Annotated in this window: 19 protein-coding genes; 9 read left to right on the top strand and 10 right to left on the bottom strand. The window is 73.5% G+C overall.

Translation table 11 applies throughout. The annotated features are described in order from the left end of the window. Positions 1-115 precede the first annotated feature (115 nt). The 6 genes from D9598_RS15405 to D9598_RS15380 all read right to left on the bottom strand — a co-directional run bounded on the left by D9598_RS15405 (position 116) and on the right by D9598_RS15380 (position 6,459). Positions 116-1,654 carry a peptidoglycan -binding protein gene (locus tag D9598_RS15405; RefSeq protein WP_198367420.1) on the bottom strand — a complete coding sequence of 513 codons (1,539 nt, stop codon included), beginning with the start codon at positions 1,652-1,654 and terminating at the stop codon, positions 116-118. Between the two features lie 29 nt (positions 1,655-1,683). After that, positions 1,684-2,820 (bottom strand): MotA/TolQ/ExbB proton channel family protein, encoded by a 1,137-nt coding sequence (locus D9598_RS15400; protein WP_198367419.1) that lies wholly within the window; start codon positions 2,818-2,820, stop codon positions 1,684-1,686. Then, a complete protein-coding gene (locus D9598_RS15395) occupies positions 2,817-3,443 on the bottom strand; it encodes a hypothetical protein (protein ID WP_198367418.1) in 627 nt (208 codons plus the stop codon). The genes D9598_RS15400 and D9598_RS15395 overlap by 4 nt, the downstream gene beginning before the upstream one ends. A gap of 64 nt (positions 3,444-3,507) precedes the next feature. Next, positions 3,508-4,365 (bottom strand): inositol monophosphatase family protein, encoded by an 858-nt coding sequence (locus tag D9598_RS15390; protein WP_198367417.1) that lies wholly within the window; start codon positions 4,363-4,365, stop codon positions 3,508-3,510. 80 nt (positions 4,366-4,445) lie between these two features. After that, positions 4,446-5,012, bottom strand: coding sequence for an elongation factor P (gene efp, locus D9598_RS15385; protein ID WP_198367416.1), 567 nt, complete (start codon positions 5,010-5,012; stop codon positions 4,446-4,448). Between the two features lie 154 nt (positions 5,013-5,166). Beyond that, complete coding sequence (locus tag D9598_RS15380; RefSeq protein ID WP_232477274.1) at positions 5,167-6,459, bottom strand: DUF445 domain-containing protein; 1,293 nt, start codon at positions 6,457-6,459, stop codon at positions 5,167-5,169. A 106-nt stretch (positions 6,460-6,565) separates the two neighbouring features. Between D9598_RS15380 and D9598_RS21410 the strand changes: the two genes are divergently transcribed. The 3 genes from D9598_RS21410 to D9598_RS15370 are packed head-to-tail and all read left to right on the top strand — an operon-like array spanning position 6,566 to position 8,350. Continuing rightward, on the top strand, positions 6,566-6,694 hold the full coding sequence (locus D9598_RS21410; protein WP_255528774.1) for a hypothetical protein: 129 nt from the start codon (positions 6,566-6,568) through the stop codon (positions 6,692-6,694). Between the two features lie 26 nt (positions 6,695-6,720). Then, on the top strand, positions 6,721-7,467 hold the full coding sequence (locus D9598_RS15375) for a metal ABC transporter ATP-binding protein (RefSeq protein WP_232477272.1): 747 nt from the start codon (positions 6,721-6,723) through the stop codon (positions 7,465-7,467). 4 nt (positions 7,468-7,471) lie between these two features. Next, positions 7,472-8,350 (top strand): metal ABC transporter permease, encoded by an 879-nt coding sequence (locus D9598_RS15370; protein ID WP_198367414.1) that lies wholly within the window; start codon positions 7,472-7,474, stop codon positions 8,348-8,350. Between the two features lie 13 nt (positions 8,351-8,363). Here the strand turns inward: D9598_RS15370 and D9598_RS15365 are convergent, their stop codons facing one another. Beyond that, on the bottom strand, positions 8,364-8,990 hold the full coding sequence (locus D9598_RS15365; RefSeq protein WP_198367413.1) for a hypothetical protein: 627 nt from the start codon (positions 8,988-8,990) through the stop codon (positions 8,364-8,366). Between the two features lie 123 nt (positions 8,991-9,113). Next, the gene (locus D9598_RS15360; protein ID WP_198367412.1) at positions 9,114-9,845 is read right to left on the bottom strand and encodes an exopolysaccharide biosynthesis protein; all 732 of its coding nucleotides are present in this window, start codon (positions 9,843-9,845) and stop codon (positions 9,114-9,116) included. Between the two features lie 36 nt (positions 9,846-9,881). Here D9598_RS15360 and D9598_RS15355 point away from each other — a divergent pair, with 36 nt between their 5' ends. From D9598_RS15355 to D9598_RS15335, 5 genes are all read left to right on the top strand, one after another. Beyond that, positions 9,882-10,247, top strand: coding sequence for a RidA family protein (locus tag D9598_RS15355; protein WP_198367411.1), 366 nt, complete (start codon positions 9,882-9,884; stop codon positions 10,245-10,247). A gap of 254 nt (positions 10,248-10,501) precedes the next feature. Then, positions 10,502-11,482, top strand: coding sequence for an NAD(P)-dependent oxidoreductase (locus D9598_RS15350; protein WP_198367491.1), 981 nt, complete (start codon positions 10,502-10,504; stop codon positions 11,480-11,482). Between the two features lie 46 nt (positions 11,483-11,528). Next, entirely contained in the window at positions 11,529-12,665 is a 1,137-nt protein-coding gene (locus tag D9598_RS15345; protein WP_198367410.1) for a DegT/DnrJ/EryC1/StrS aminotransferase family protein, read from the top strand. Between the two features lie 252 nt (positions 12,666-12,917). Continuing rightward, positions 12,918-14,555: an NAD(P)/FAD-dependent oxidoreductase gene (locus D9598_RS15340; protein ID WP_198367409.1), complete on the top strand. Its 1,638-nt coding sequence runs from the start codon at positions 12,918-12,920 to the stop codon at positions 14,553-14,555. 125 nt (positions 14,556-14,680) lie between these two features. After that, positions 14,681-16,255 (top strand): hypothetical protein, encoded by a 1,575-nt coding sequence (locus D9598_RS15335; RefSeq protein ID WP_198367408.1) that lies wholly within the window; start codon positions 14,681-14,683, stop codon positions 16,253-16,255. A 33-nt stretch (positions 16,256-16,288) separates the two neighbouring features. On the opposite strand, the gene D9598_RS15330 is transcribed toward D9598_RS15335, so the two are convergent. Beyond that, entirely contained in the window at positions 16,289-17,476 is a 1,188-nt protein-coding gene (locus D9598_RS15330) for a M20 family metallopeptidase (protein WP_198367407.1), read from the bottom strand. 128 nt (positions 17,477-17,604) lie between these two features. Between D9598_RS15330 and D9598_RS15325 the strand changes: the two genes are divergently transcribed. Next, positions 17,605-20,253: a response regulator gene (locus tag D9598_RS15325; protein WP_198367406.1), complete on the top strand. Its 2,649-nt coding sequence runs from the start codon at positions 17,605-17,607 to the stop codon at positions 20,251-20,253. 51 nt (positions 20,254-20,304) lie between these two features. On the opposite strand, the gene D9598_RS15320 is transcribed toward D9598_RS15325, so the two are convergent. After that, positions 20,305-21,744: an amidase gene (locus D9598_RS15320; protein ID WP_198367405.1), complete on the bottom strand. Its 1,440-nt coding sequence runs from the start codon at positions 21,742-21,744 to the stop codon at positions 20,305-20,307. Positions 21,745-21,957: the final 213 nt, after the last annotated feature.

Genomic DNA, 21,957 nt, shown 5'->3' with positions numbered 1-21,957 from the left:
ACCGGCGGGGCGTCGCCCCGATGGCGGAATCCGCTGTGCCTGACAGCAAACTCCGCAAGTCGGAAAATCCCCGGTCCCGCCTCGTCTCGGCGCCGCATCGTCCCGCGCGCCGGCCTCAGCGGTCGGTGAGCCGCAACTCGATGCGGCGGTTGCGGGCCAGGGCCTCGGGCGAGTCGCCGGGGTCGAGGGGCTGGTGCTCGGCGAAGGCGGTGGCCGCCACATGCTCGGCCGGCAGGCCCTCCGCGATCAGCAGCTGCGCCACGGCGATGGCGCGGGCGGAGGAGAGCTCCCAGTTCGAGGCGTAGCGCGTGCTGCCGCGGATCGGGCTGCGATCGGCGTGGCCGTCGACGCGCAGCACCCAGGGCAGGTCCGGCGGGAAGCGGCGGCTCACCTCCAGCAGCTCCCTGGCCAGGGATTGCAGCTGCTGCCGGCCGGTGGCGGAGAGTTCGGCGCTGCCGACCGGGAAGAGCACCTCGCTCTGGAAGACGAAGCGGTCGCCGACGATGCGGACATCCGGCCGGTCGCCCAGCACCGCGCGCAGCCGGCCGAAGAAGTCGCTGCGATAGCGCTGCAACTCCTCGACCCGCGCCGCCAGCGCGGCGTTCAGCCGCTGGCCGAGCTGGGTGATCTGCGCGTCCTTGTCGCGCCCTTCCTGCTCCTCGCGGCTCAGCAGAGCCGAGACGCGGGCGATCTCGTCGCGCAGCTCGGTGACCTGCCGCGTCAGCAGCGCCACCTGGGCCCGCGCGCTCTCGGCCAGCCGGGCATGCTCGCCGCTCTGCGCCTCGGCCGCCGCGCGCGCCTCGCCCTCGCTGCCGGCACGGGCCAGGGCCTGCTCGGCGCGGCGCTCCAACTCGTCGCGCAGCGCGGTGAGCTGCTGCACCTGCTGGGTCAGGCGGGTGATGTCGGCCAGCCGTGCCTCGATGGTGGCGCGGTCGGCGGTGACGGTCTGGTTGAGCCGCGCGGCCTCGGCGCGCAGGGCCTCCACATCGCGGCGCGCGGCGGCGAGCTCGGCGACGGTGGCCTCGCGCGCCGCCTCGGCCTGGCCGGCGCGACCCTGTGCCTGGGCGAGCTGCTGCCGCGCGGCGGCCAGGGCCTCGCGCTCGGCCGCCAGGGCGCGGCGCGCCTCGGTCAGGTCGCGCACCGTCTGGGCGGTGTCGCCGCCCAGCGTCTCGGCGCGCGACTGGGCGGCGCCGAGACGCTCCTCCAGGCTGGCGATGCGGCTGGCGGCGCCGCCGGCGGCGAGTTCGAGATCGGCCAGCCGCGCCGCCAGGCCGTCCCGCGCGGCTTCCAGCGCGGCGCGCTCGCTGCCCTGTCGGTCGCGCTCGGCGCGCAGGCTGCCGACCTGCTCCAGGGCGGCGTCGCGCGCGGCGGCGGCGGCGCGCAGCTCGTCGCCCATGCGGGCGAGATTGCCGCGCAGCTCCTCCCCCTGGCTCCGCTCCAGCGACAGCATGTCGGCCAGCTCGGCGACCTGCCGGTTCAACCGGTCGAGCGCCTGGTCGCGCGAGGAGAGGGTGACGGAGAGGAAGCCCTGGGCCAGGACGAAGACCAGCAGGACGAAGATGATGACCATCAGCAGCGTGGACAGGGCGTCCACATAGCCGGGCCAGGCATTGACGCCCTCGCGCTGGCCGCGCCGGCCGCTCCCGAGCGCCATGGCTCAGCCCCCTCCGGCCGGCGCCTGCCTCATCGCGGCCCGTCCTCGGCCAGGGCGGCGATGGTGCGGGAGAGGACCTTGATCTCGCTGCGGATCTCGGCGGTCGCCTGGGCGCGGCCCTGGGCGACATCCTCGGTCAGGCGGGCGAGGTAGAGCTCGATGTTGCGCAGGTGGATGCGGGCGGCGTCATCCTCCGCACTGCCCTCGGCGAGGCGGGCGATCGCCGGGGCCAGGCCGGACTGCGCCTCCGCCATGCGCTGCATCAGCACCTGGCTGGCGCGCATCTGCTCGGTCATCACCGAAAGCCGTTCGGTCAGGGTGTGCAGGGCCTGGGCCGAGGCGGCGCGGCCTTCCTCGCCGCGCGCCATGATGCGCTGCAGGTTCTCGAGGTTCTCGGCGGTTTGCTCCAGCAGCGCCTGGACATAGGCGGGCACCGAGCCGCCCATCTCGCCATCCCCGCCCAGCACGCCGGAGGAGAGGCGGGTGACGCCGGCGAGCCATTCCTCCAGCTCGTAGTAGAAGCGGTTCTGCGCCTGCCCGGCGGTCAGGTCGAGGAAGCCCAGCACCAGGGCGCCGGCGAGGCCGAGCATGGAGGAGGAGAAGGCGATGCCCATGCCCGACAGCGGCTGCGCCAGGCCGGACTTGAGCTGGTTGAACAACTGGTTCAGGTCGCCGGAGCCGACCGACATGGAGTTGATCACCTCGGCCACCGAGCCGATGGTCAGGATCAGGCCCCAGAAGGTGCCGAGCAGGCCGAGGAAGATCGACAGCCCGGTCATGTAGCGCGACAGCTCGCGGCTCTCGTCGAGGCGGGAGGCGATGCCGTCGAGTACGCCGCGCATCGCCGGGGCGGAGAGCGAGAGGCGCTCGCCGCGGCGGGCCGAGAACATCGAGGCCATCGGCGCCAGCAGCCGTGGCGCGGCGCGCGGCGTGGCGCCGGTGCGGTTGCCGCGGAAGCCTTCCAGCCACTCCACCTCCGGCTTCAGCCCGAGCACCTGGCGGATGTTCCAGGCGATGCCGAGCAGCAGGACGCCGAGGATGACCGTGTTCAGCACCGGATTCGCCGCGAAGGCGGTCAGCAGATTGCCCGAGAGCACGACGCAGAGCAGGGCGACGGCGGCCAGGAAGGCCAGCATCCGCAGCAGGTAGTGGGTCGGGCGTGTCATGGGCGGGTCGTGCTCGGCTGGAGGGCCGGGCTCTCCGGCGCGGCGCGGAGAGTGGGCGGTATCAGCAGGATGGCGTCGCGGGCCTCGGAGGTGCGTCCCAGGGGGCGGGTGTCGATGCGCGTGCCGTCCAGCCCGCCGCGCTCGAGGGCGGCGCGGATGGCCAGGCCATGCGCCAGGGAATCGCGACGTGCCACCGAGACATCCTGCACCGGCCCGGCGACCTGCGCCAGCAGCGTCACGCGGCCGGCGGTCGCGGTCGCGAGCCAGCGGCCGATCTCGGCGAGGGCGGCCGCGGCGGCGGCGTCCGGCGCGCCGCGCGCGGCCGGGCCGGTGACCAGCCAGCCCCCCTCGGGCGCCGGCGCGATGCCGCGGGGGAGGGCGATGTCCGGGCGCGGCAGCGGAACGCCCGGGCGCGGCGCGCGGCTCAGATCGGGCGGCGCGGGCGCGGCGGCGGCGGGCGGCGGCAGCGTGGCGGCCTCCTCGCCGGCGGCGGCGCGGCAGGAGGCGGCCGGCGGGAGCAGCAGGGCGAGGCCCAGCAGGGCGGCCCGCCCCGCCGGGGCCGGGCTGCGCGTCAGCGGCGGGCGGGAGCGGCGGCGCGCGGGGATCGACGGGGGCGGGGCCATGATGCGCGCACCCTAGGTTGCGGCGGCGGCGGCGGCAACAGCACCGCCCGCCCGCGCCGGCGGATCAGGCCTCGCCGCGGCCTTCGGCGCGGGCGCGGCCCACCACGGCGATGCCGTCCTGCACCACCTCGCGCAGCTTCGGCTGCAGGAAGGGGTTGCCGGCGACGATATGGCCGCTGGCGTAGCAGTCGCCGCCCTCCGGATCGGTCGCGATGCCCCCGGCCTCCTTCAGGATGACCAGCCCGGCGGCGACGTCCCACTTGGCCATGCCGAGCTCCCAGTAGCCCTCGTAGCGCCCGGCCGCGGTCCAGGCGAGGTCGAGCGAGGCCGAGCCCATGCGGCGGATGCCCGCCACATGCGGCATCAGCCGGGCGAGGGTGGCGCTGAACTCCGCCTTACGCTGCACCTTGGCGAAGGGGATGCCGGTGGCGAAGACGGCGGAGAGCATGTCGCGCCGGCCGGAGACGCGCAGGCGGCGGTCGTTCAGGAAGGCGCCGCTGCCCTTCTCGGCCCAGAACAGCTCGTCCGCGGCGGGGTTGTAGATCACCCCGGCGACGACCTCGCTGGTGGTCTCGCCGGTGCGCCTCTCGATGCCGATCGAGACCGACCAGTGCGGGATGCCGTGCAGGAAGTTGGTGGTGCCGTCGAGCGGATCGACCACCCAGCGCCATTCCCAGTCCTTGTCGCCGCTCTCGCCCTGCTCCTCGCCCAGGAAGGCGAAGCCGGGCCGGGCGCGGCCCAGCTCGGCGCGCAGCGTCTCCTCGGCGCGCATATCGGCCTGGGAGACGAAGTCGCCCGGACCCTTCATGCTGACCTGCAGCTGCTCCACCTCGCCGAAATCGCGCAGCAGGCGGCGGCCGGCCTTCTGGGCGGCGGCGACGACGACGTTCAGGGCGGGGGAGAGGCGGGCGGAAGGGGCCACGGCGCGGATACTCCGGCGGAAGGGGACGGTGGGTCGGTCGGCGGCCCCGGGGGGGAGCGGAAGGGCCGCCGCGAAGGGCCTCAGCCCTTGGCGCGCTCGACGTAGGAGCCGTCCTCGGTCTTCACCACGATCCGCTCGCCGGCGGTGATGAAGGGCGGCACCATGGTCTTGACGCCGTTGGAGAGAAGGGCGGGCTTGTAGGAGGAGGAGGCGGTCTGCCCCTTCACCACCGGGTCGGCCTCGGCCACCTCCAGCGTCACCTGCTGCGGCAGGTCCATGGCCACCGGGTCGCCCTCGATGAGCTTGACGGAGACCGTCATGTTCTCCTCGAGGAAGGGCAGGCGGTCGCCCAGGATGGCGGCCGGGACGATGGTCTGCTCGAAGGTCTCGGGATCCATCAGCACCAGGTTGTCGCCATCGGCGTAGGAGTAGGTGAACTCCTTGTCCTCGGTGGTCAGGCGCTCGACGGTGTCGGCGGTGCGCCAGCGGTCATCCTTCTTGGTGCCGGTCTTGATGTCGCGCATCTCGACCTGGATGAAGGCGCCGCCCTTGCCCGGGGTGATGATCTGGATCTTCAGCACGGTCCAGCGGCGGCCCTCATACTCGATGACCTGACCGGGGCGCATCTGATTGGCCTGCTGCTTCATGGGCGGGGCACCTGCTCGATGGAGACGTGAAGGAACGAAAAGGGCGGCAGGCGGCATGGCGCCACCGTCCGGGCGGCGCGCGCTTTAGCCTGTCCGGGCGGCATCAGGCAACCTCGCGGTCGGGACGGGGTGAATTTCGCCGGCGGTCAGGCCATCAGTGCGCCACGTGCCCGAACACGGCCTGCAGCAGGGCGAAGAGCGCGCCGCCGGCCAGGAAGCCCACCAGCGTGCCGTTGATGCGCACGAACTGCAGGTCGCGCCCGACCCGCAGCTCGATCTTCTCCACCACCGTGGCCGTGTCCCAGCGCGCCACCACGCCGGCGATGAAGTCGGCGAGCTGCGCCTGGGCGGAAACCAGGCTGCCGCGCAGCGTGGCCTGGGCGAGGTGGTTGAGCCGGGCGCGGGCGCCCTCATCCTCGGCCAGCAGCGTGCCGAGATTGGCGAAGGTGCCGGTCAGGAGGCTGACGCTGCGCCCGGAGGGATCGGCCGCGTCCGCTGCCAGCGCCGCCTTCAGCCGCGACCAGACATCGAGCAGCCAGGCGGCGACGGTCGGGTGCGCCAGGGCCTGCCGCAGCGCCCGGCCGATGGCGGTGGCCCGCTCGGGGTCGTTCTCCAGGCGCTCGATCTCGCTCTCCAGCCAGGCCTCGAAGGCATGGCGGAGGGCGCTGTCGTCCGGCGCCACCTTCTCCAGCTCCTGGTTGATGCCGGTGAGGATGCGGCGCGCCACGGTGCCGCCGGCCAGCCAGCCCACCACCGCGCCGCCCTCGGCGCGCACGCGGGCCTGGATGGCGGCGCGCAGATCCTCCTCCTTGGCCGCGAGCAGCGCCTTGATCTGGCTGAGCGCCAGGCCGAAGACCGCCTGGTGCTGGCCGCTGGCCATCATCGCGCGCAGCAGCCGCGCCAGCATCCGCGCCGCCGCCGGGCCGGAGACCATGCGCGGCAGCAGGCGCAGCAGCACGCGCCGGGCGCGGCCATCCTCCACCGCGTCCAGCAGACGGGGCAGGCTGGCGGCCAGGGCCTCGGCGGCGGTGCGGCTGGTCGCCGGGTCGGCCAGCATCCGCCGCAGCAGCGCGGCGAGATCGAGCCGCCCGAGCACGCGCTGCATCTCCGCCTCGGTGAAGACATGGTTGGCGACGAAGCGGCCGAGGCCGCGCCCGAGGCGCTCCTTCTGCCGCGGGATGATCGCGGTGTGCGGGATGGGCAGGCCGAGCGGGCGGCGGAACAGCGCCGTGACCGCGAACCAGTCGGCCAGCCCGCCGACCAGCCCGGCCTTGGCGGACGCCTGCAGCAGCTCCGTCCAGTACCCGGGCGGCAGGCGGTAGGCGCCGAGCATCAGCGCCGCCATGAGCAGCAGCAGCCCGCCGGCGAAGCGGCGATAGCGCCGGAGGTTGCGGCGGAGCTCGGCCTCCGGATCGGGCGGAAGCGGTCGTTCGGGAGGGGGGGCCATGCCGTGCATCGGGCCAAAGGTAGTGCGCCTTCCCCCCGGCCGGGAGCCGGGCGGGCGAGAAAGGCGCCTTGCCTCGGCCGGCGGGGATGTTATTTCATACCATGTGATGACCCGCGCCGGCTTCTCCCTGCCCGATCCCCTCGACCTTGCCGCTGGCGCCGCCGCGCGGCTGGTGCTGGCCGTGCCGCTGCTGGCGCTGCTCTGGGGCGGCGTGGCCTGGGCCCTGTCGGTATGAACGTCTTCGGCATGAACCCCGGCGGCATGAACCCGGTTCTGGACCACGGCATCGAGTTGGCCGACCTGACCCTGACGCATGGCCGCCGGCCGGCCGTGCACCATATCAGCGGCCGCTTCGCGCCGGGCAGCCTGACCGCCATCGTCGGCCCCAACGGCGCCGGCAAGTCCACCCTGCTGCGCGCCATCGCCGGGCTGCACACGGCGCAGGAGGGGCGGGTGCGCTGCCGCCGGCAGGACATTGCCCTGCTGCCGCAGGCGGCGGCGCTGGACCGCGCCTTCCCGATCTCCTGCCGGGAGGTGGTGGAGCTGGGCCATTGGGGCCGGGCCGGCGCCTTCCGCGGGCTGCGGCCGCAGGAGCGCGCCGCGGCGCGTCGGGCGCTCGCCGCCGTCGGGCTGGAGGGCTTCGAGGCGCGGCCCGTCGGCAGCCTGTCCGCCGGCCAGTTCCAGCGCGTGCTCTTCGCCCGGCTGCTGGTGCAGGACGCGCCCGTGATCCTGCTGGACGAGCCGTTCAATGCCGTCGATGCCCGCACCGCCGCCGATCTGCTGGCCCTGGTGCGCCGCTGGCATGGCGAGGGCCGCACCATCCTGGCCGTGCTGCACGACCTCGAGATGGTGCGCGAGCAGTTCCCCGAGACCCTGCTGCTGGCGCGCGAGCCCATCGCCTGGGGGCCGACGGCCGAGGTGCTGACCGCCGCCAACCGGCTGAAGGCGCGCATGATGGCCGAGGGCTGGGACCAGGAGGCCGAGGCCTGCATCCGCAGCGCCGCCTGACGCCATGCTGGCGCTGCTGCACGACTACGCCTGGGCGCCCTTCGCCGAATTCGGTTTCCTGCGCCGGGCGCTGATCGGCTGCCTGGCGCTCTCCCTCGCCGCGCCGCCGCTCGGCGTGTTCCTGGTGCTGCGGCGGATGAGCCTGACCGCCGACGTGCTGGCGCACGGCATCCTGCCCGGCATCGCCGCCGGCTTCCTCGTCGCCGGCCTGTCCGTCACCGCCATGTCGATCGGTGGCCTCGTCGCCGGTCTGGCGGTGGGCATCGGCGCCGGGGCGCTCTCGCGCGCCACGGGGGGGCGGGAGGATGCGGCGCTGGCCGCGCTCTATCTCGTCGCCCTGGCGCTGGGCGTGACGCTGATCTCGACCCGCGCCGGCTCGGTGGAGCTGTCGCACCTGCTGTTCGGCAGCGTGCTGGGCGTGGACGATCCGGCGCTGCTCATGATGGCGGGCGTGGCGAGCCTGACGCTGCTGGTCCTGGCCTTCGCGTGGCGGCCGCTGGTGCTGGAATGCTTCGACCCCGGCTTCGCCGCCGCCGCCGGGGCGCGGGGCGGCGCCTGGCACATGCTCTTCCTGGCGCTGGTGGTGCTGAACGTGCTGGCCGCCTTCCAGGCGCTCGGGACGCTGATGGCGGTGGGGCTGATGATGCTGCCCGCCGTGGCGGCGCGGCACTGGGGGCGGAGCGTCGGCGGCATGACCTATGCGGCCGTCGGCATTGCCCTGGTCTCGGCCTGGGCGGGGCTGCTCTTCTCCTACCACCTCGACCTGCCGAGCGGCCCGGCCATCGTGCTCGTGGCGGGGGCGAGCTGGGTGCTGTCGGTTCTGGCCGGGCCGGTGGATGGGCTGCTGCCCCGCCTGCTGCGGCGCTCGCACCTCACCGGCTGAGCGGCCGGTTCCGTCAGGTCCGGCGCGCGGGGCGGTCGCCGACCGGGATGCCGCCGTCGCCGAAGGGCTGGGTCGGGGCGGAGCGCGGCGAGGGCGCCGGGGCCGAACTGCCGAAAGGCTGGGTCGGTGCGCCGCCCCGCAGGCTGTGCCGCTCCATGCAGGCGATGACGGCCTCGGTCACGGCGGAGGTTCCGCGCAGGTTGAAGCTCCAGTCCGGCTCCGAGCCCGCCGGAAAGGTGAGGGACATGGCGAGGCCCCCGCGGAACTGCCGCAGGAAGTCCACGATCTTCTCCGTGCCCGAGAGGTTGAAGTTGATCCACCGGCCTTCGCCGCGCGCGGTCGCCGTCCAGGCGGGAAGGCCGTCGATCGTCAGGGCGACGGGAATGGCGGTGCCCTCCGGGATGCGCCAGTTCTCCTTCTTGACCTGGATGCTGAAATGGTCGTTGCCGGAGAAATGCTTGATGGCGAAGAAGCGCCCGGCGGATCCGGCCGTGCTGAGCCCGCAGAGCGCGGTGCCCACGTTGCTCCGGCCCTGGAAGGCGTCCCATCCGCCCGCGCGGGCGATATCATGGACCTGAGCCGCGGCGGGAGCGGCGAGGCTCAGCAGGACGGCGATGGCGAGGGCAACGGGGCGGGACACGGCGCGGGCTCCTGTCAGTGAGATAATCTCATGACACGAGACTATTGCCGTCCCGTCGTCCCAGGAACCAGAATCGGCCGATCGCACCGGATCGTGTTCAACCGTGGGTGCCCCGCCCCGGCCTCAGGCCACGCTCCGCAGCAGCTCCGGCGCCGCGCCCAGCAGGCCGGCCGCGCTGCCGATCAGTCCCAGGGTCAGCACATAGCCCAGGATCGCCATGGCCCCGTCATTGGCCACCAGGGCCAGGGCGAAGACGGCGATCACCGCCGCCACGACGGTGGTGGAGAAGGGTAGCATCTCCAGCGGGGGGATGCAGAGGGCCAGCACCATGCAGGTGGCGGCGATGGCCCGCGTGCCCAGCCCCTGCGTCACGCCGGTCAGGCGGGGACGGAACAGGCGGTCGACGAAGCGGGCCGGCCGCCGCAGCAGGCGCATCGCCCGATGCAGGCGGTGGCAGCCGAGGCTGTGGCGGCACAGGCGTCGCGGCACCCAGGCCTCCCGCCGCCCCAGCACCATCTGCCCGGCGAGCAGCAGGATCATCAGCGCCATCGCCGTCGGCAGGCCGATGATGCCGGAGAGGGGCGACACCACCACGACCGAGGGCAGCAACAGCAGCGCGCCGAAGGAGCGTTGCCCGATCTGGTCCAGGATGGCCTGGCAGGAGACGGTCTCGGCATGGGCGCAGGCGGCCTCGACGCGGTCGAGCAGGTCGTTCAGCCCGGCGGGCGGCGGAAGAGGGGCGATGCGCCGGCGCTGCATGGCGCCCTGGAAGGCGCGCGCGATGAGGTCGCGGCTAAGCCCGCCTCCGGAACGCCCGTCCGGGCCCCGCCCATCTCGCCCGCGCCCTGTCGCCATGCCACTCTCCCTCCTCCCGACCCATGAGGAGAATCCATGACCGGAACCACCCTTGTCCGCCGCCTGGCCGAGGAGCAACGCCTCTGCGGTGCCACTGTTGCCAATGGCCTGGTCTTCCTGGCCGGCCAGGTGGCGGATGACGCCAGCCTGGGTGCCGAGGGCCAGACCGCCGACATCCTGGCGCAGATCGACGCCCTGCTGGCCGAGGCGGGCACCGACAAGCGCGCGCTGCTGCAGGTGCAGATCGTGCTGACCGACATCGCCGACGCGCCGGCCATGAACCGCGCCTGGGACCGCTGGCTCGATCCCGCCCACAAGCCCGCGCGCATGACCATCGAGGGGAAGCTGGTCGATCCGCGCTGGAAGGTGGAGATCACCGGCATCGCCCTGGCGCCGCGCTGACGCCGGCCGGCGCGGCCGCGGGGAGCAGGCGGAGAATGCTCTCGAAAGCGTGAGGAAAACGCTTCAATCCGGCAAGGCTTCGCGGCATTCTTCCGGGCGGCGGTCGCCATGCCGGGGTCAAAGCCCGGCCGCGCTTCCGCCGCAATCGCCGGACAGGCTGCTGTCCTACGCCGAGAGAGTGGCCGCCGCATGACCAGCGCATCGCATCCCCAGGCCTCCGGGTTCCTCCGGTGAGCGACGCCGGCATCCCGCTGATGGCGGCGGAAGGCTGGGCGGGTCGCCGCGTTCTGGTGACGGGCGGGGCCGGCTTCCTCGGCAGCGGGCTCTGCCACGCCCTGGCGGCGCGCGGCGCCCGCGTCACCGCGCTGGACGCCATGCTGCCCGAGGGCGGCGCGAACCGCGCCAACCTGGCAGGGGCGGGGGTCGAGCTGGTCGAGGCCGATCTGCGCGAGGCCGATCTGGCGCCGCTGACGCGCGGCCTCGACGCGGTCTTCAACCTCGCCGCCCAGACCAGCCACGCCGGCAGCATGGCGGACCCGTTCGCGGATCTCGCGATCAATGCCACGGCGCAGCTCCGGCTGATCGCGGCGCTGCGTCAGGGCTCCCCCGGCGCCGTCGTGGTGCATGCCTCGACCCGCCAGTTCTATGGCCGTCCGCTCTACCTGCCGGTGGATGAGAGGCATCCGCTGAACCCGCCCGATGCCAACGGCGTCTCCAAGCTGGCGGGCGAGCAGTACTGGCTGATGGAGGGCCGGGTGACGGGCCGCCCGGTGGTCTCGCTGCGGCTGACCAATTGCTACGGTCCACGCCTGCGCGTGAAGGATGCCCGCCAGACTTTTCTCGGCATCTGGTTCCGCCGCCTGCTGGAGGGCGAGCCCTTCGAGGTCTGGGGCGGGGCGCAGCTGCGCGACCTCGCCTATCTGGACGACGTGGTGGCCGCCTTCCTGGCGGCGGCCGTGACCCCCGCCTGCCACGGCGGGGCCTTCAACATCGGCGGTGCCGCCCCGGTCTCCCTGCGGGATCTGGCGGAGGCCGCCATCGCCGCCCATGACGGGCAGGGCCGGTACGTGGTCAAGGAATTCCCCGCCGACCGCGCGCCCATCGACATCGGCAGCTTCCATGCCGACGACACCGCCTTCCGCAAGGCCACCGGCTGGGCGCCGGCGGTCGGGCTGCCGGAAGGGCTCCGCCGCAGCCTGGACTGGCTGCGGCCGCGCCTCGCCGACTACCTTTAACCAACTGTCACTGCCGGCCGAGCGGCCGCGCCGAGGAGATGGGCCGATGGACGTGCCCGTGATCACCGTTCCCCAGGCAGACCCGGGCGCCGCCTACCGCGCCCAGCAGCCGGCGATCGATGCCGCCGTCGGCCGCGTGCTGCAGTCCGGCTGGTACATCCTGGGCTCGGAAGGCGCGGCCTTCGAGCGGGAGTTCGCCGAATGGCTGGGCCTGCCGCGCGCCGTCGGCTGCGCCAATGGCACCGACGCGCTGATGCTGATCCTGCGCGGCCTCGGCATCGGGCCGGGGATGAGCGTGGTCACCGTATCGCACACCGCCGTCGCCACGGTCGCCGCCATCGAGATGACCGGGGCGACACCGCTGCTGATCGACATCGACCCCGACACCTACGGCATGGACCCCGAGGAACTGGCCGCCGTGCTGGAGGACCCGCCGCCGGGCCTGCCGCCGATCCGCGCCGTGATCCCGGTGCACCTCTACGGCCATCCCTGCGACATGACGCCGATCATGGCGGCCTGCCGGGCGCACGGCGTCGTCGTCATCGAGGACTGCGCCCAGGCGCATGGCGCGCGGATCGACGGGCGGATGGTCGGCACGCTGGGCGACGCCGCCGCCTTCAGCCTCTATCCCACCAAGAACCTGGCCGCGCTCGGCGATGCCGGCATCCTGGCGACGCGGGACGAGGAGCTGGCGGGGAACATCGCCGCCATCCGGCAATACGGCTGGAAGCGGCGCTACATCTCGGACGCCATCGGCGTGAACAGCCGGCTGGACGAGATCCAGGCCGCCGTGCTGCGCGTCCGCCTTCCGCTGCTGGCCGCGGGCAATGCGCGCCGCCGGGAGATCGCCGCGGCCTATGACGCCGCCCTGGCCGGCTCGGCCATCGCCGCGCCGGTCCGCCGGGCCAATGTCGAGCATGTCTATCATCAGTACGTCATCCGCAGCCCGCAGCGGGACGAGCTGGCGGCGCGGCTGCGGGCGCTGGGCATCGGCACGGGCATCCACTACCCGGTGCCGGTGCATCTGCAGGAGGCCTATCTCGGCCGCACGCCGGTCGGCCCCTCGGGCTGCGCCGAGACCGAGCTGGCCAGCCGCGAGGTGCTCAGCCTGCCGATCCACCCCGAGTTGACCGACCGGCAGGTGGAGACGGTCTGCGCGGCGCTGCGCGTCGTCGCGGGGTGATACGGACGCGCCTTCGAGCTCCGCCGCATCGGTGAGGCCCGATGGGCGCCGCCCGCGACGCGATGCGCGGAAGGACGGTGGAATCGCGGCAGGGCTCGCCGGTCATGATGGTCCGGCCTGCCCGGAGCGCGGCGGGAGCGGGGGTGAAATCCTGGCGAAGCCCGGCCGCTTTCGCCTATAGGACGCCGCTGCCCTTCCCCCCGTGCCCTTCCCTTGGCGGATCGATCCCGCCCCATCCGGAAGAACCGTGCCATGCTGCGCCTGACCGAACTGAAGCTGCCGCTCGACCACCCGCCGGAGGCGCTGCGCGCCGCCGTCCTGGCGCGGCTCGCGATCCCGGAGGCCGAGCTGCTCGGCCTGGAGGTGTTCCGCCGCGGCTACGACGCCCGGCGGAAGTCCGACATCCAGCTGATCTACACCCTGGACCTGACCTTAAGCGACGAGGCCGCGGTGCTGCGCCGGCACGCGGGGGACCGCCAGATCGGCCCCAGCCCGGACATGCGCTACCGCTTCGTGGGACGCGCGCCCGAGGGGTTCGCCAACCGTCCGCTGGTCGTGGGCGCCGGGCCCTGCGGTCTGCTGGCCGGGCTGGTGCTCGCGCAGATGGGCTTCCGTCCCATCATCCTGGAGCGCGGCAAGGTGGTGCGCGAGCGCACGAAGGACACCTGGGGCCTGTGGCGCAGGTCGGTGCTGAACCCGGAGAGCAACGTGCAGTTCGGCGAGGGCGGCGCCGGCACCTTCTCCGACGGCAAGCTCTACAGCCAGATCAAGGACCCGCAGCATCACGGCCGCAAGGTGCTGGAGGAGTTCGTCAGGGCCGGCGCGCCGGAGGAGATCCTGACCGTCTCCAAGCCGCATATCGGCACCTTCCGCCTGGTGACGATGGTCGAGAGCATGCGCGCGACGATCGAGAAGCTGGGCGGCGAGTACCGCTTCCAGAGCAAGGTGACGGACCTCGAGATCGAGACGCGCGGCGGCGCGCGGCAGGTGCGCGGCGTGGTGCTGGAGAGCGGCGAGCGGATCGGGGCCGACCATGTGGTGCTGGCCCTCGGCCACAGCGCGCGCGACAGCTTCGCGATGTTGCAGGCGCGCGGCGTCTACCTGGAGGCCAAGCCCTTCTCCATCGGCTTCCGGATCGAGCATCCGCAGGGGATGATCGACCGCTGCCGCTTCGGCGATTTCGCGGGGAACCGGACGCTGGGCGCCGCCGACTACAAGCTGGTGCATCACGGCCGCGACGGCCGCTCGGTCTACAGCTTCTGCATGTGCCCGGGCGGCACGGTGGTGGCCGCGGCCAGCGAGCCGGGCCGTGTCGTCACCAATGGCATGAGCCAGTATTCCCGCGCCGAGCGCAACGCCAATGCCGCCATCGTCGTCGGCATCGAGCCGGAACGCGACTATCCCGGCGGGCCGCTGGCCGGCATCGCGCTGCAGCAGCGGCTGGAGGAGCTGGCCTTCGAGGCCGGCGGCGGCGACTATCGCGCGCCGGCGCAGACGGTGGGCGACTTCCTGGCCGGGCGGCCCTCCACGGCGCTCGGCGAGGTCATCCCGTCCTACAGGCCGGGTGTGACGCCGACCGACCTCGCCGCCTGCCTGCCGGACTACGCGGTGGCCGCCATCCGCGAGGCGATCCCGGCCTTCGACCGGCAGATCCGCGGCTACGCCCGGGCGGACGCCGTGCTGACCGGCGTCGAGACCCGGACCTCTTCTCCGGTGCGCGTCCGCCGCGGGGCGGACGGGCAGAGCCTGAACACGCAGGGCCTGTTCCCGGCCGGGGAAGGGGCGGGCTATGCCGGCGGCATCCTCTCCGCCGGCGTGGACGGCATCCGGACGGCCGAGGCGGTGGCGCGCAGCCTGCTGGACCGGCCCCTGGCCGAGCGGGCGGCCTGAGCCCCGCATCGCCCTCGCCTTTTTCCACTTTATGCCGCAATCTCACCAAAATGAGAGCTTAGCCATCGGGCTGCCGCCGCATGGCCGCGAATCGAAGCCCCGAGGGGCGACAGGGGGTTGGTGACGTGAGTTACAGCTTGCCGGGCGCGCCAGGGGAGCTTCCTCGCGGCGAGCAACGCCTGCGGGATGACACGCGGCTGCGCTGGATCTGCCTGGGCCTGGTGGGCGCGACCCTCGGCCTCGTGCTCTTCGCCCTGCTCCGTTCGCCGATGAAGGACGACGTCGCCTGGCTGCTCTGGGTGGCCCGGCAATGGCTGCGCGGCGAGGAGCTCTACATCGACATCGTCGAGGTCAATCCGCCGCTGATCGTCTGGGTCAGCGCCATCCCGGTGATGATCGCCGATGCGCTCGGGCTCACCGCCAAGCAGGTGGCGCTGCCGCTCTTCGCCGCCGCCGCCCTCGGCTCGGCCTGGGGCACGGCGCGGCTGCTGCGGGGCGTGGCGCCGCTTTTCGCCCAGCCGGTGGCGACCTTCGCGGCCATCGCCTGCGTGCTGCTCGCCATGCCCGGTGTGGAGTTCGGCCAGCGCGAGCACCTCATGGTCATCGCCGTGCTGCCGCATCTGGCGCTGCTGGTCCGCAAGCTGGAAGGCCTGCCGGTCCGGCGTGGCCTCGCGCTCGGCGCCGGGGCGCTGGCGGGGCTGGGCTGCGCCCTGAAGCCGCGCTATCTGCTGGGGCTGGCGGTGATCGAGCTGGCCGGCTGGCTGCATCGGGGCTTCCGCATCCGCTTCTCGCCGATCGCCGCCTTCGCCGTCGCCGGGCTCTACGCGGCCAGCATCCTGGTCTTCTATCCCGCCTTCGTGGAGCGCGCCGTGCCGCTGGCGCTGACCCTCTATGGCGGCACGGATTCCAGTTTCTGGGTGCTGCTGCGGGAATCGCGCCTGCTGCTGGCCGGCCTTGCCGTCTGTGCCCTGCTGCTGGCGGTGACGCCGCGGCGCGATCCGCTGTTCAGCCTGCTGCTGGTCCTGACCGGCTTCGCCGCCGCCGCCACGATCGTCATGTTTCTGGACGGCAAGAACTGGTTCTACCACCGCATCCCCGCCCTGATGATGGTGACCTTCGCGCTGCTCTGCTGGGTCATCGAGGCGTTGCGGCGCGGCGCCGGCGCGGCGCGTCTGCGGCCCGTCCTGCTGCTGGCCGCCCTGGCGCCCCTGACGCTTTTCGCCGCGCAGACCTCCGGCCGCCTCTATGAGCGCCTGGTGCTCGCGGTGGAGCCGGACACCACCACGGAGGTCCGGCTGGAGCGGCTGATCCGGCGCGAGAAGGTGCGCAGCTACGTCGCCTTCTCCGAATGGATCGGCCTCGGCTTTCCGGTGATCAACGACACCAACGTGACCTGGGCCTCGCGCTTCGATTCCATGTGGGCGCTGCGCGGCGAGATCTGGAAGGCGCGACAGGACGGCGTGGCGCCGGAGGAATGGCCGATCCGCCACTGGGTGGTGCAGGACTTCATGGAGGGCTGCCCGGACCTCGTCGTGGTGGACCGGCGAGGGGAGGCGATGAACTACCCCGCCATCCTGTCCCAGGCGAATGCCGGCTTCGCCGCCGTCTGGGCCCGCTACCGGCAGATCGCCGTGGTCGATGGGCTGCAGGTCTATCGCCGCCAGGGCGAGGGCTGCGGCCAGGCGGCCGGCACCGGGTGAGGTGCCGCCCGGCCGGGCCACAGGGCCGGCGGTTCAGAGGTTCGCCGCCTCCAGCCGCAGGATCGCCCGCGCCAGCGCCTGGGCCCGAGGCACCATGCTCGCGACCTCCAGATACTCCTCGGGGCTGTGCGCCTTGCCGCCGACCGGCCCGACGGCGCAGAGCGTCGGCGCGCCCTGGGCGGCGGTGAAGCCGCTGTCGGCGCAGCCGCCGGTGAACTCGCCCGCCGTCTCGAAGCCGCTGTCGGCCGCCGCCGCCCGGTAGAGTTCGAAGGCCGCCTCGGTGCCGGCGTTCCGGGCCAGCGGCAGGAACTCGCCCTTGATCGACAGTCGGGCGCTGGTGCCGGGGACGAAGCTCCGCTCCACGATCTCGTGGATGCGGCCCATCACCATGTCGCGGTCGGCGGGCTCGACATAGCGCAGATCGATCTGCCCCTGCGCCCAGGGCGCGACGGTGTTGACGCTCTGCCCGCCCGAGACCAGCCCGACATTCAGGGTGATGCCGCGCGCCAGGTCGGTCAGCGCATGGATCGCCCGCACCTTGCAGGCCAGCTCCTCGATGGCGCTGATGCCGGCCTCGAAGTTGCCGCCGGAATGCGCGGCCTTGCCGGCGATGTCCATCACCATGAAGACGCCGCCCTTGCGACCGGTCACCACGCCGCCCGAGGGCCGGCCGGGCTCGCTGTTGAAGACCACGCGGGCCTGCCGCGCCTCGGCCTCGATCACCGGCCGCCCTTCCGGCGAGCCGATCTCCTCATCCCCCGTGAACAGCCCGACCAGCGGTCCCGGCGCCCCGCCGCAGGCCTGGAAGGCGGCCAGGACGAACATGTTCTGCACCAGTCCCGCCTTCATGTCGCAGACGCCCGGGCCGGTGGCGATGCCGCCCTCGACGCGGAAGGGCCGGCGCGCCGGCTCGCCCTTGGGAAAGACGGTGTCGCGGTGACCCATCAGCACGATGTTGCGCCGCGCATTGCCAGCGCCGCCGGCCCCCGCCGCCTCTCCGGCCACGGTGGCGCGCAGGCAGTCGCCGTAATCGCGGCCGGGGATCACCTCGACGGGAATGGCGTGGCGGCCGCAGAACGCCTTCACGCGCTCGCCCACCGCATCGACCCCGGCCTTGTCGTAGCTGCCGCCATCGGTGTTCACCATGGCCTCCAGCTCGTCCAGCATCTCCTGCTGGCGCCCGGCCAGCCAGGCCGCGATGCGGGATTCCAGATCGCTCATGCGACTCTCCTCTGCCTCGAAAGGGCGCCAGGGTGGCCGAAGCCGCGGGTGGCGGGAAGGCATGGACGCCCCGGCGCCGGAACGGCAAGATGCGGCCGGCCGGTTCGACCGCCCAACGGGAGACAGCCATGCAGCTTCGGCGGCGCCTGCCGGTTCTGGCCTGCGCGGTGGCGCTTCTGGGCCTCTCGCTCAGCGCCCTGCTCATGGCGCAGTGGAGCGAACAGCTCCGGGACATGCGGGAGGCCCACCGGCGCAGCTTCCGTGCCGCCGACGTGGCGCGTTCCCTGTGGTCCGACCTGCACGATGCCGAGACCAGCCTGCGCGGCTTCATCCTGACCGAACGGGCCGGCGACCTCGGCGACTACGAGGCGGCGATGAGGCGGATCCCGCCCCGCCTGGCGGAGCTCCGCCGGATGGAGCCGCTCAGCCCGCGCGAACGCAGCCTGGTGGCGCGGCTGGAGGAATGGACCGATCTGCGGCAGGATGCCCTGACCCACAGCCTCGCCATCGTCCGCCGGGATGGCTTCGAGGCCGCGCGCGCCAGGATGCAGCAGGATGACGGGCGCGAAGGCACGCAGGCCATCCAGTCCCTGATCGACGAGCTGCTGGCGACCCGGCGGGCGGAGCTGGAGAGGAGCAGCGCGCTCACCGAGGCGGGCGACCGGCGCAATCTGCTCCTGGGCGTGGTGGCCTTCCTGATGGCCGCGGCGATCATCCTGGGCGGAGGCCTGCTGATGATGCGCGGCAACCGGCGGCTTCGCCTCGCCGAGGCGGCGCTCGATGCCAAGAGCGCGGTGCTGCAATCGACGCTGGAGAGCAGCCAGGAAGGCATTCTCGCCTTCGATGCGGGGGACGCCCTGGTCGCCTGGAACCGGCGCTGCGCCGAACTGCTGGACCTGCCGGCCGGGCTGATGCGCGCCGGCACGCCCCGCGCCGCCTTCGAGGCTCTGGAACTGGGGCGCGGCGCCGGCGCGTCCGGGATCTTCCTGGCGGGGGAGGGCCGGGCCGGGCCCCTGGCGGCGCGCCGGGGCGAGCGGATCCTGGAGGTGTATCGCAATCCGATGCCGGAGAGGGGATTCGTCCTGACCTGCATCGACGTGACGCGGCGGGAGCGGGAGGAGGAGCGCGCCCGCCAGGTGCAGCGGATGGAGGCGATCGGCCAGCTCACCGGCGGGATCGCGCACGACTTCAACAACCTGCTGCAGGTGATCAGCACCAACCTCGATCTGCTGGCGATGCAGATCGGCGGCAGCGAGACGGCGCGCCGGCAGCTGCGCCATGCCCGCTCCGGTACCGAGCGCGGCGCGCAGCTCACCCGGCAACTCCTGGCCTTCGCCCGGCGGCAGCCGCTGGCGCCGCGCGTCCTGCATCTCGGACGGCTGGTGGAGGAGACCGCCGAACTGCTGCGCCGCACCCTCGGCGAACGCATCGCCGTGGAGACGCGGGTGGCGCCGGACCTCTGGACAACGCGGATCGACCCGGCGCAGCTCGAGAACGCGCTGCTCAACCTCGCCATCAACGCGCGCGACGCCATGCCGGAGGGAGGCCGTCTGGTCCTGTTGCTGGCCAATGCCACGGCGGAGGAGATCCGCGGCCGGGAGCGCGCGGATCCGCCGGTGGGCGATCACGTGCTGCTCGCGGTCGAGGACAATGGCATCGGCATGGGGCCGGAGGTGCTGGCGCGTGTCTTCGAGCCATTCTTCACGACCAAGTCGGAGGGGCATGGCACGGGGCTCGGCCTGCCGCAGGTCTATGGCTTCGTGCGGCAGTCCGGCGGCCATGTGCGGATCCACAGCGCGCCGGGACACGGCACGGCGGTCCGGCTCTATCTTCCGCGCAGCCTGTCGGCGGCCGATCCGGAGGCACCGCCGGAGGAGGCGGCGCCCGCGCCGAGCGGCCAGGGCACCATCCTGGTGGTCGAGGACGATGCCGAGGTGCGCGAGGCGGTGGTCGACATGCTGCGGCATCTCGGCTACCGGGTGCTGAAGGCGGAGGACGCTGCGGCCGCGCTGACCGTCCTGTCGAGCGGGCTGCATGTCGACCTGCTGCTGACCGATGTGATCATGCCCGGGCCGATCCGCACGCCGGAACTGGTGCGCCGGGCCTGCGAAATGATGCCGAGGCTGAAGGTGCTCTATACGTCAGGCTATATCGCGGACGCGCTCATCCATGACGGCAGGCTGGACCCCGGCGTGCAGTTGCTGAGCAAGCCCTATCGCCAGGAGGATCTGGCGCGGCACCTCCGCCGCGCCCTTCCCGGCGGTCCATCCGAAGGGCCGCCGGGGGAGCCGCCGAAGGAGCCGTCTGAAGAGCCTTCGCCGCGGCTGGCCGCGCCGGCCGGCCGGGCGGGCGGCGCCGCGCCGGCGGGCGAGGCCGGTCAGGCCGAGGGCTGGCCCGAGGGCGAGGTCGTGCTGCTGGTCGAGGACGATCCGCTGATCCGCATGAACCTGGCGCAGATGGCAGAGCTCTTCGGCTTGGTGCCAGAGGAGGCGGATCGCGGCGAGACGGCGCTGGCCTGGCTGCGCAGCCACCCGGCGCCCGCCGTCCTGGTCACCGATCTCAGCCTGCCGGGCATGAGCGGGCTGGCGCTGGCCAGCGCGGCCAGGGCGCTGCATCCCGCGCTGCCGGTGGTGCTGGCCAGCGGCCACGCCGAAAGCTCGATCGACCTGCCTCCGGAGCTGCGCGGGGGCCTGGTCTTCCTGGCCAAGCCCTTCGCCATGCACGAGCTGGAGGCGGCGCTCCGGGAGGCCTGCCGCAAGGCCACCGCGATGCACTGAGGCGGTCCGGCGGCGGGCGGTCCGGCGGACCGCCTCCCGGCGCCGGGACCGTCAATGATGGTGGTGATGACCGGCGCAGGCCTGCGCCTCCGGCCGGGCGACGGGCGGGGCGGTGGCCAGTTCCAGCGCCCGCGCGGCCCGCAGGCAGAGATCGTCGCGCAGCTGCGCCGCGGCGATCTGCACCCCGCGCGGCATGCCCGCCTCGTCCAGGCCGAAGGGCACGGTGATCGCGGGCTGCCGCGTCAGGTTGAAGGTCAGCGTCCACGGCGCCCAGTCGCGCCACAGCGCCTCGGCCGGCTTCACGGTCGGCGCGTCGGCATCGAAGGCCGCGGTCGGCGTGGTCGGGCAGAGCAGCAGGTCGTAGCGCTGGTGGAAGCGCGCCATGGCGTGGGCCGCCTCGGCCCGCAGCGCCTCCGCCGCCATGAGGTCGAGGGCGGACAGGCCGGCCTCGCGCCCCGCCACCTCCAGCAGGCCGGGATCGAGCAGGGCGCGCTTCTCGGGGGCCGTCGCGGCGACCTGCCGCGCCAGGGCGGCGCCCCGGATCCGCCCGAAGGCCGCCCGGGTGTCCGGCAGGTCGGGGTCGGCATCCTCGACCAGGGCGCCCTGTTCCGAGAGCAGGCGCGCCGCCGCCAGCACCGCCGCCTCGCCCTCGGCATCGACCGGCAGCGCGGCGCCGAGCCGGCGCACCACGGCAACACGTAGCCCGGCCACGCCCCGCTCGATCCCCTCGCGCCAGTCGCGCGGCTCCTCGTGCAGGCAGAAGGGATCGCGGAGGTCCGGCTGCGCCATGGCGGACAGCATCAGCGCCGCATCGCGCACCGAACGGGTCATCGGCCCGGCACAGGAGAGCTGGCCGAAGCCGCCGGGGAAGAGGTCCTGCGGCCATTGCGGCACACGGCCGTGGCTGGGCTTCAGGCCGACGAGCCCGCAATAGGCGGCCGGGATGCGGATCGAGCCGCCGGCATCGGTGCCGGCATGCAGCGGCCCGAAGCCGGCCGCGCCCGCCGCCCCCGCGCCGGAGGAGGACCCCCCCACCGTGCGCTGCGGATTCCAGACGTTGCGGGTGATGCCGTGGAGCGGGCTGTCCCCCGGCGTCTTCCAGCCGAACTCGGTGGTGGTGGTCTTGCCGAAGATGACGGCGCCGGCCGCCTTCAGCCCGGTCACGGCCGGGGCGTCCCCGGCGGCGGGCCGGGGGTCCGTGGTCTTGCTGCCGCGCCGGGTCGGGAAGCCCTGAAGGTCCATCACGTCCTTGACCGTGACCGGTACGCCGTCGAGCGGCCCGATCGGCCGGCCGGCGGCCCAGCGCGCCGCCGACTCCCCCGCCTGGGCCAGGGCGCGCGGGTTCAGCACGGCGAAGGCATTGACCCAGGGGTTGTAGCGGGCCACGCGCTCGAGCACCGCCTGCAGCGCCTCCACCGGCGAGAGGCGGCGGCGGGCATAGAGGTCGAGGAGCTGCTCGGCCGTCATCAGGGCCGGATCGGTATCGGACATCGGGGACTTCCGCTTCCTGCTTCGGCGCCGGTTCTGGGCCAGCGGCCAGGGTGGCGCAACCGCCGCCCGGTGCCACCCAGGACTGCCCGGCGGGAGGGGCGGCCCGCGCCGATCCAGGCCGCAGGATGTGCATGCTGCATTGCAGCAACGCCTGCCGGCCATGCAAACGCGGGGACGCCGGCGGCGTTGGCTGGAAGGTCCTCTCAGGGAGTG

Origin of the sequence: Roseomonas sp. KE0001 (assembly GCF_016107285.1) — a bacterium.
In the GTDB taxonomy this organism is placed as follows: Bacteria; Pseudomonadota; Alphaproteobacteria; order Acetobacterales; family Acetobacteraceae; genus Pseudoroseomonas.
This window is presented reverse-complemented; position numbering and strand designations above follow the sequence as displayed.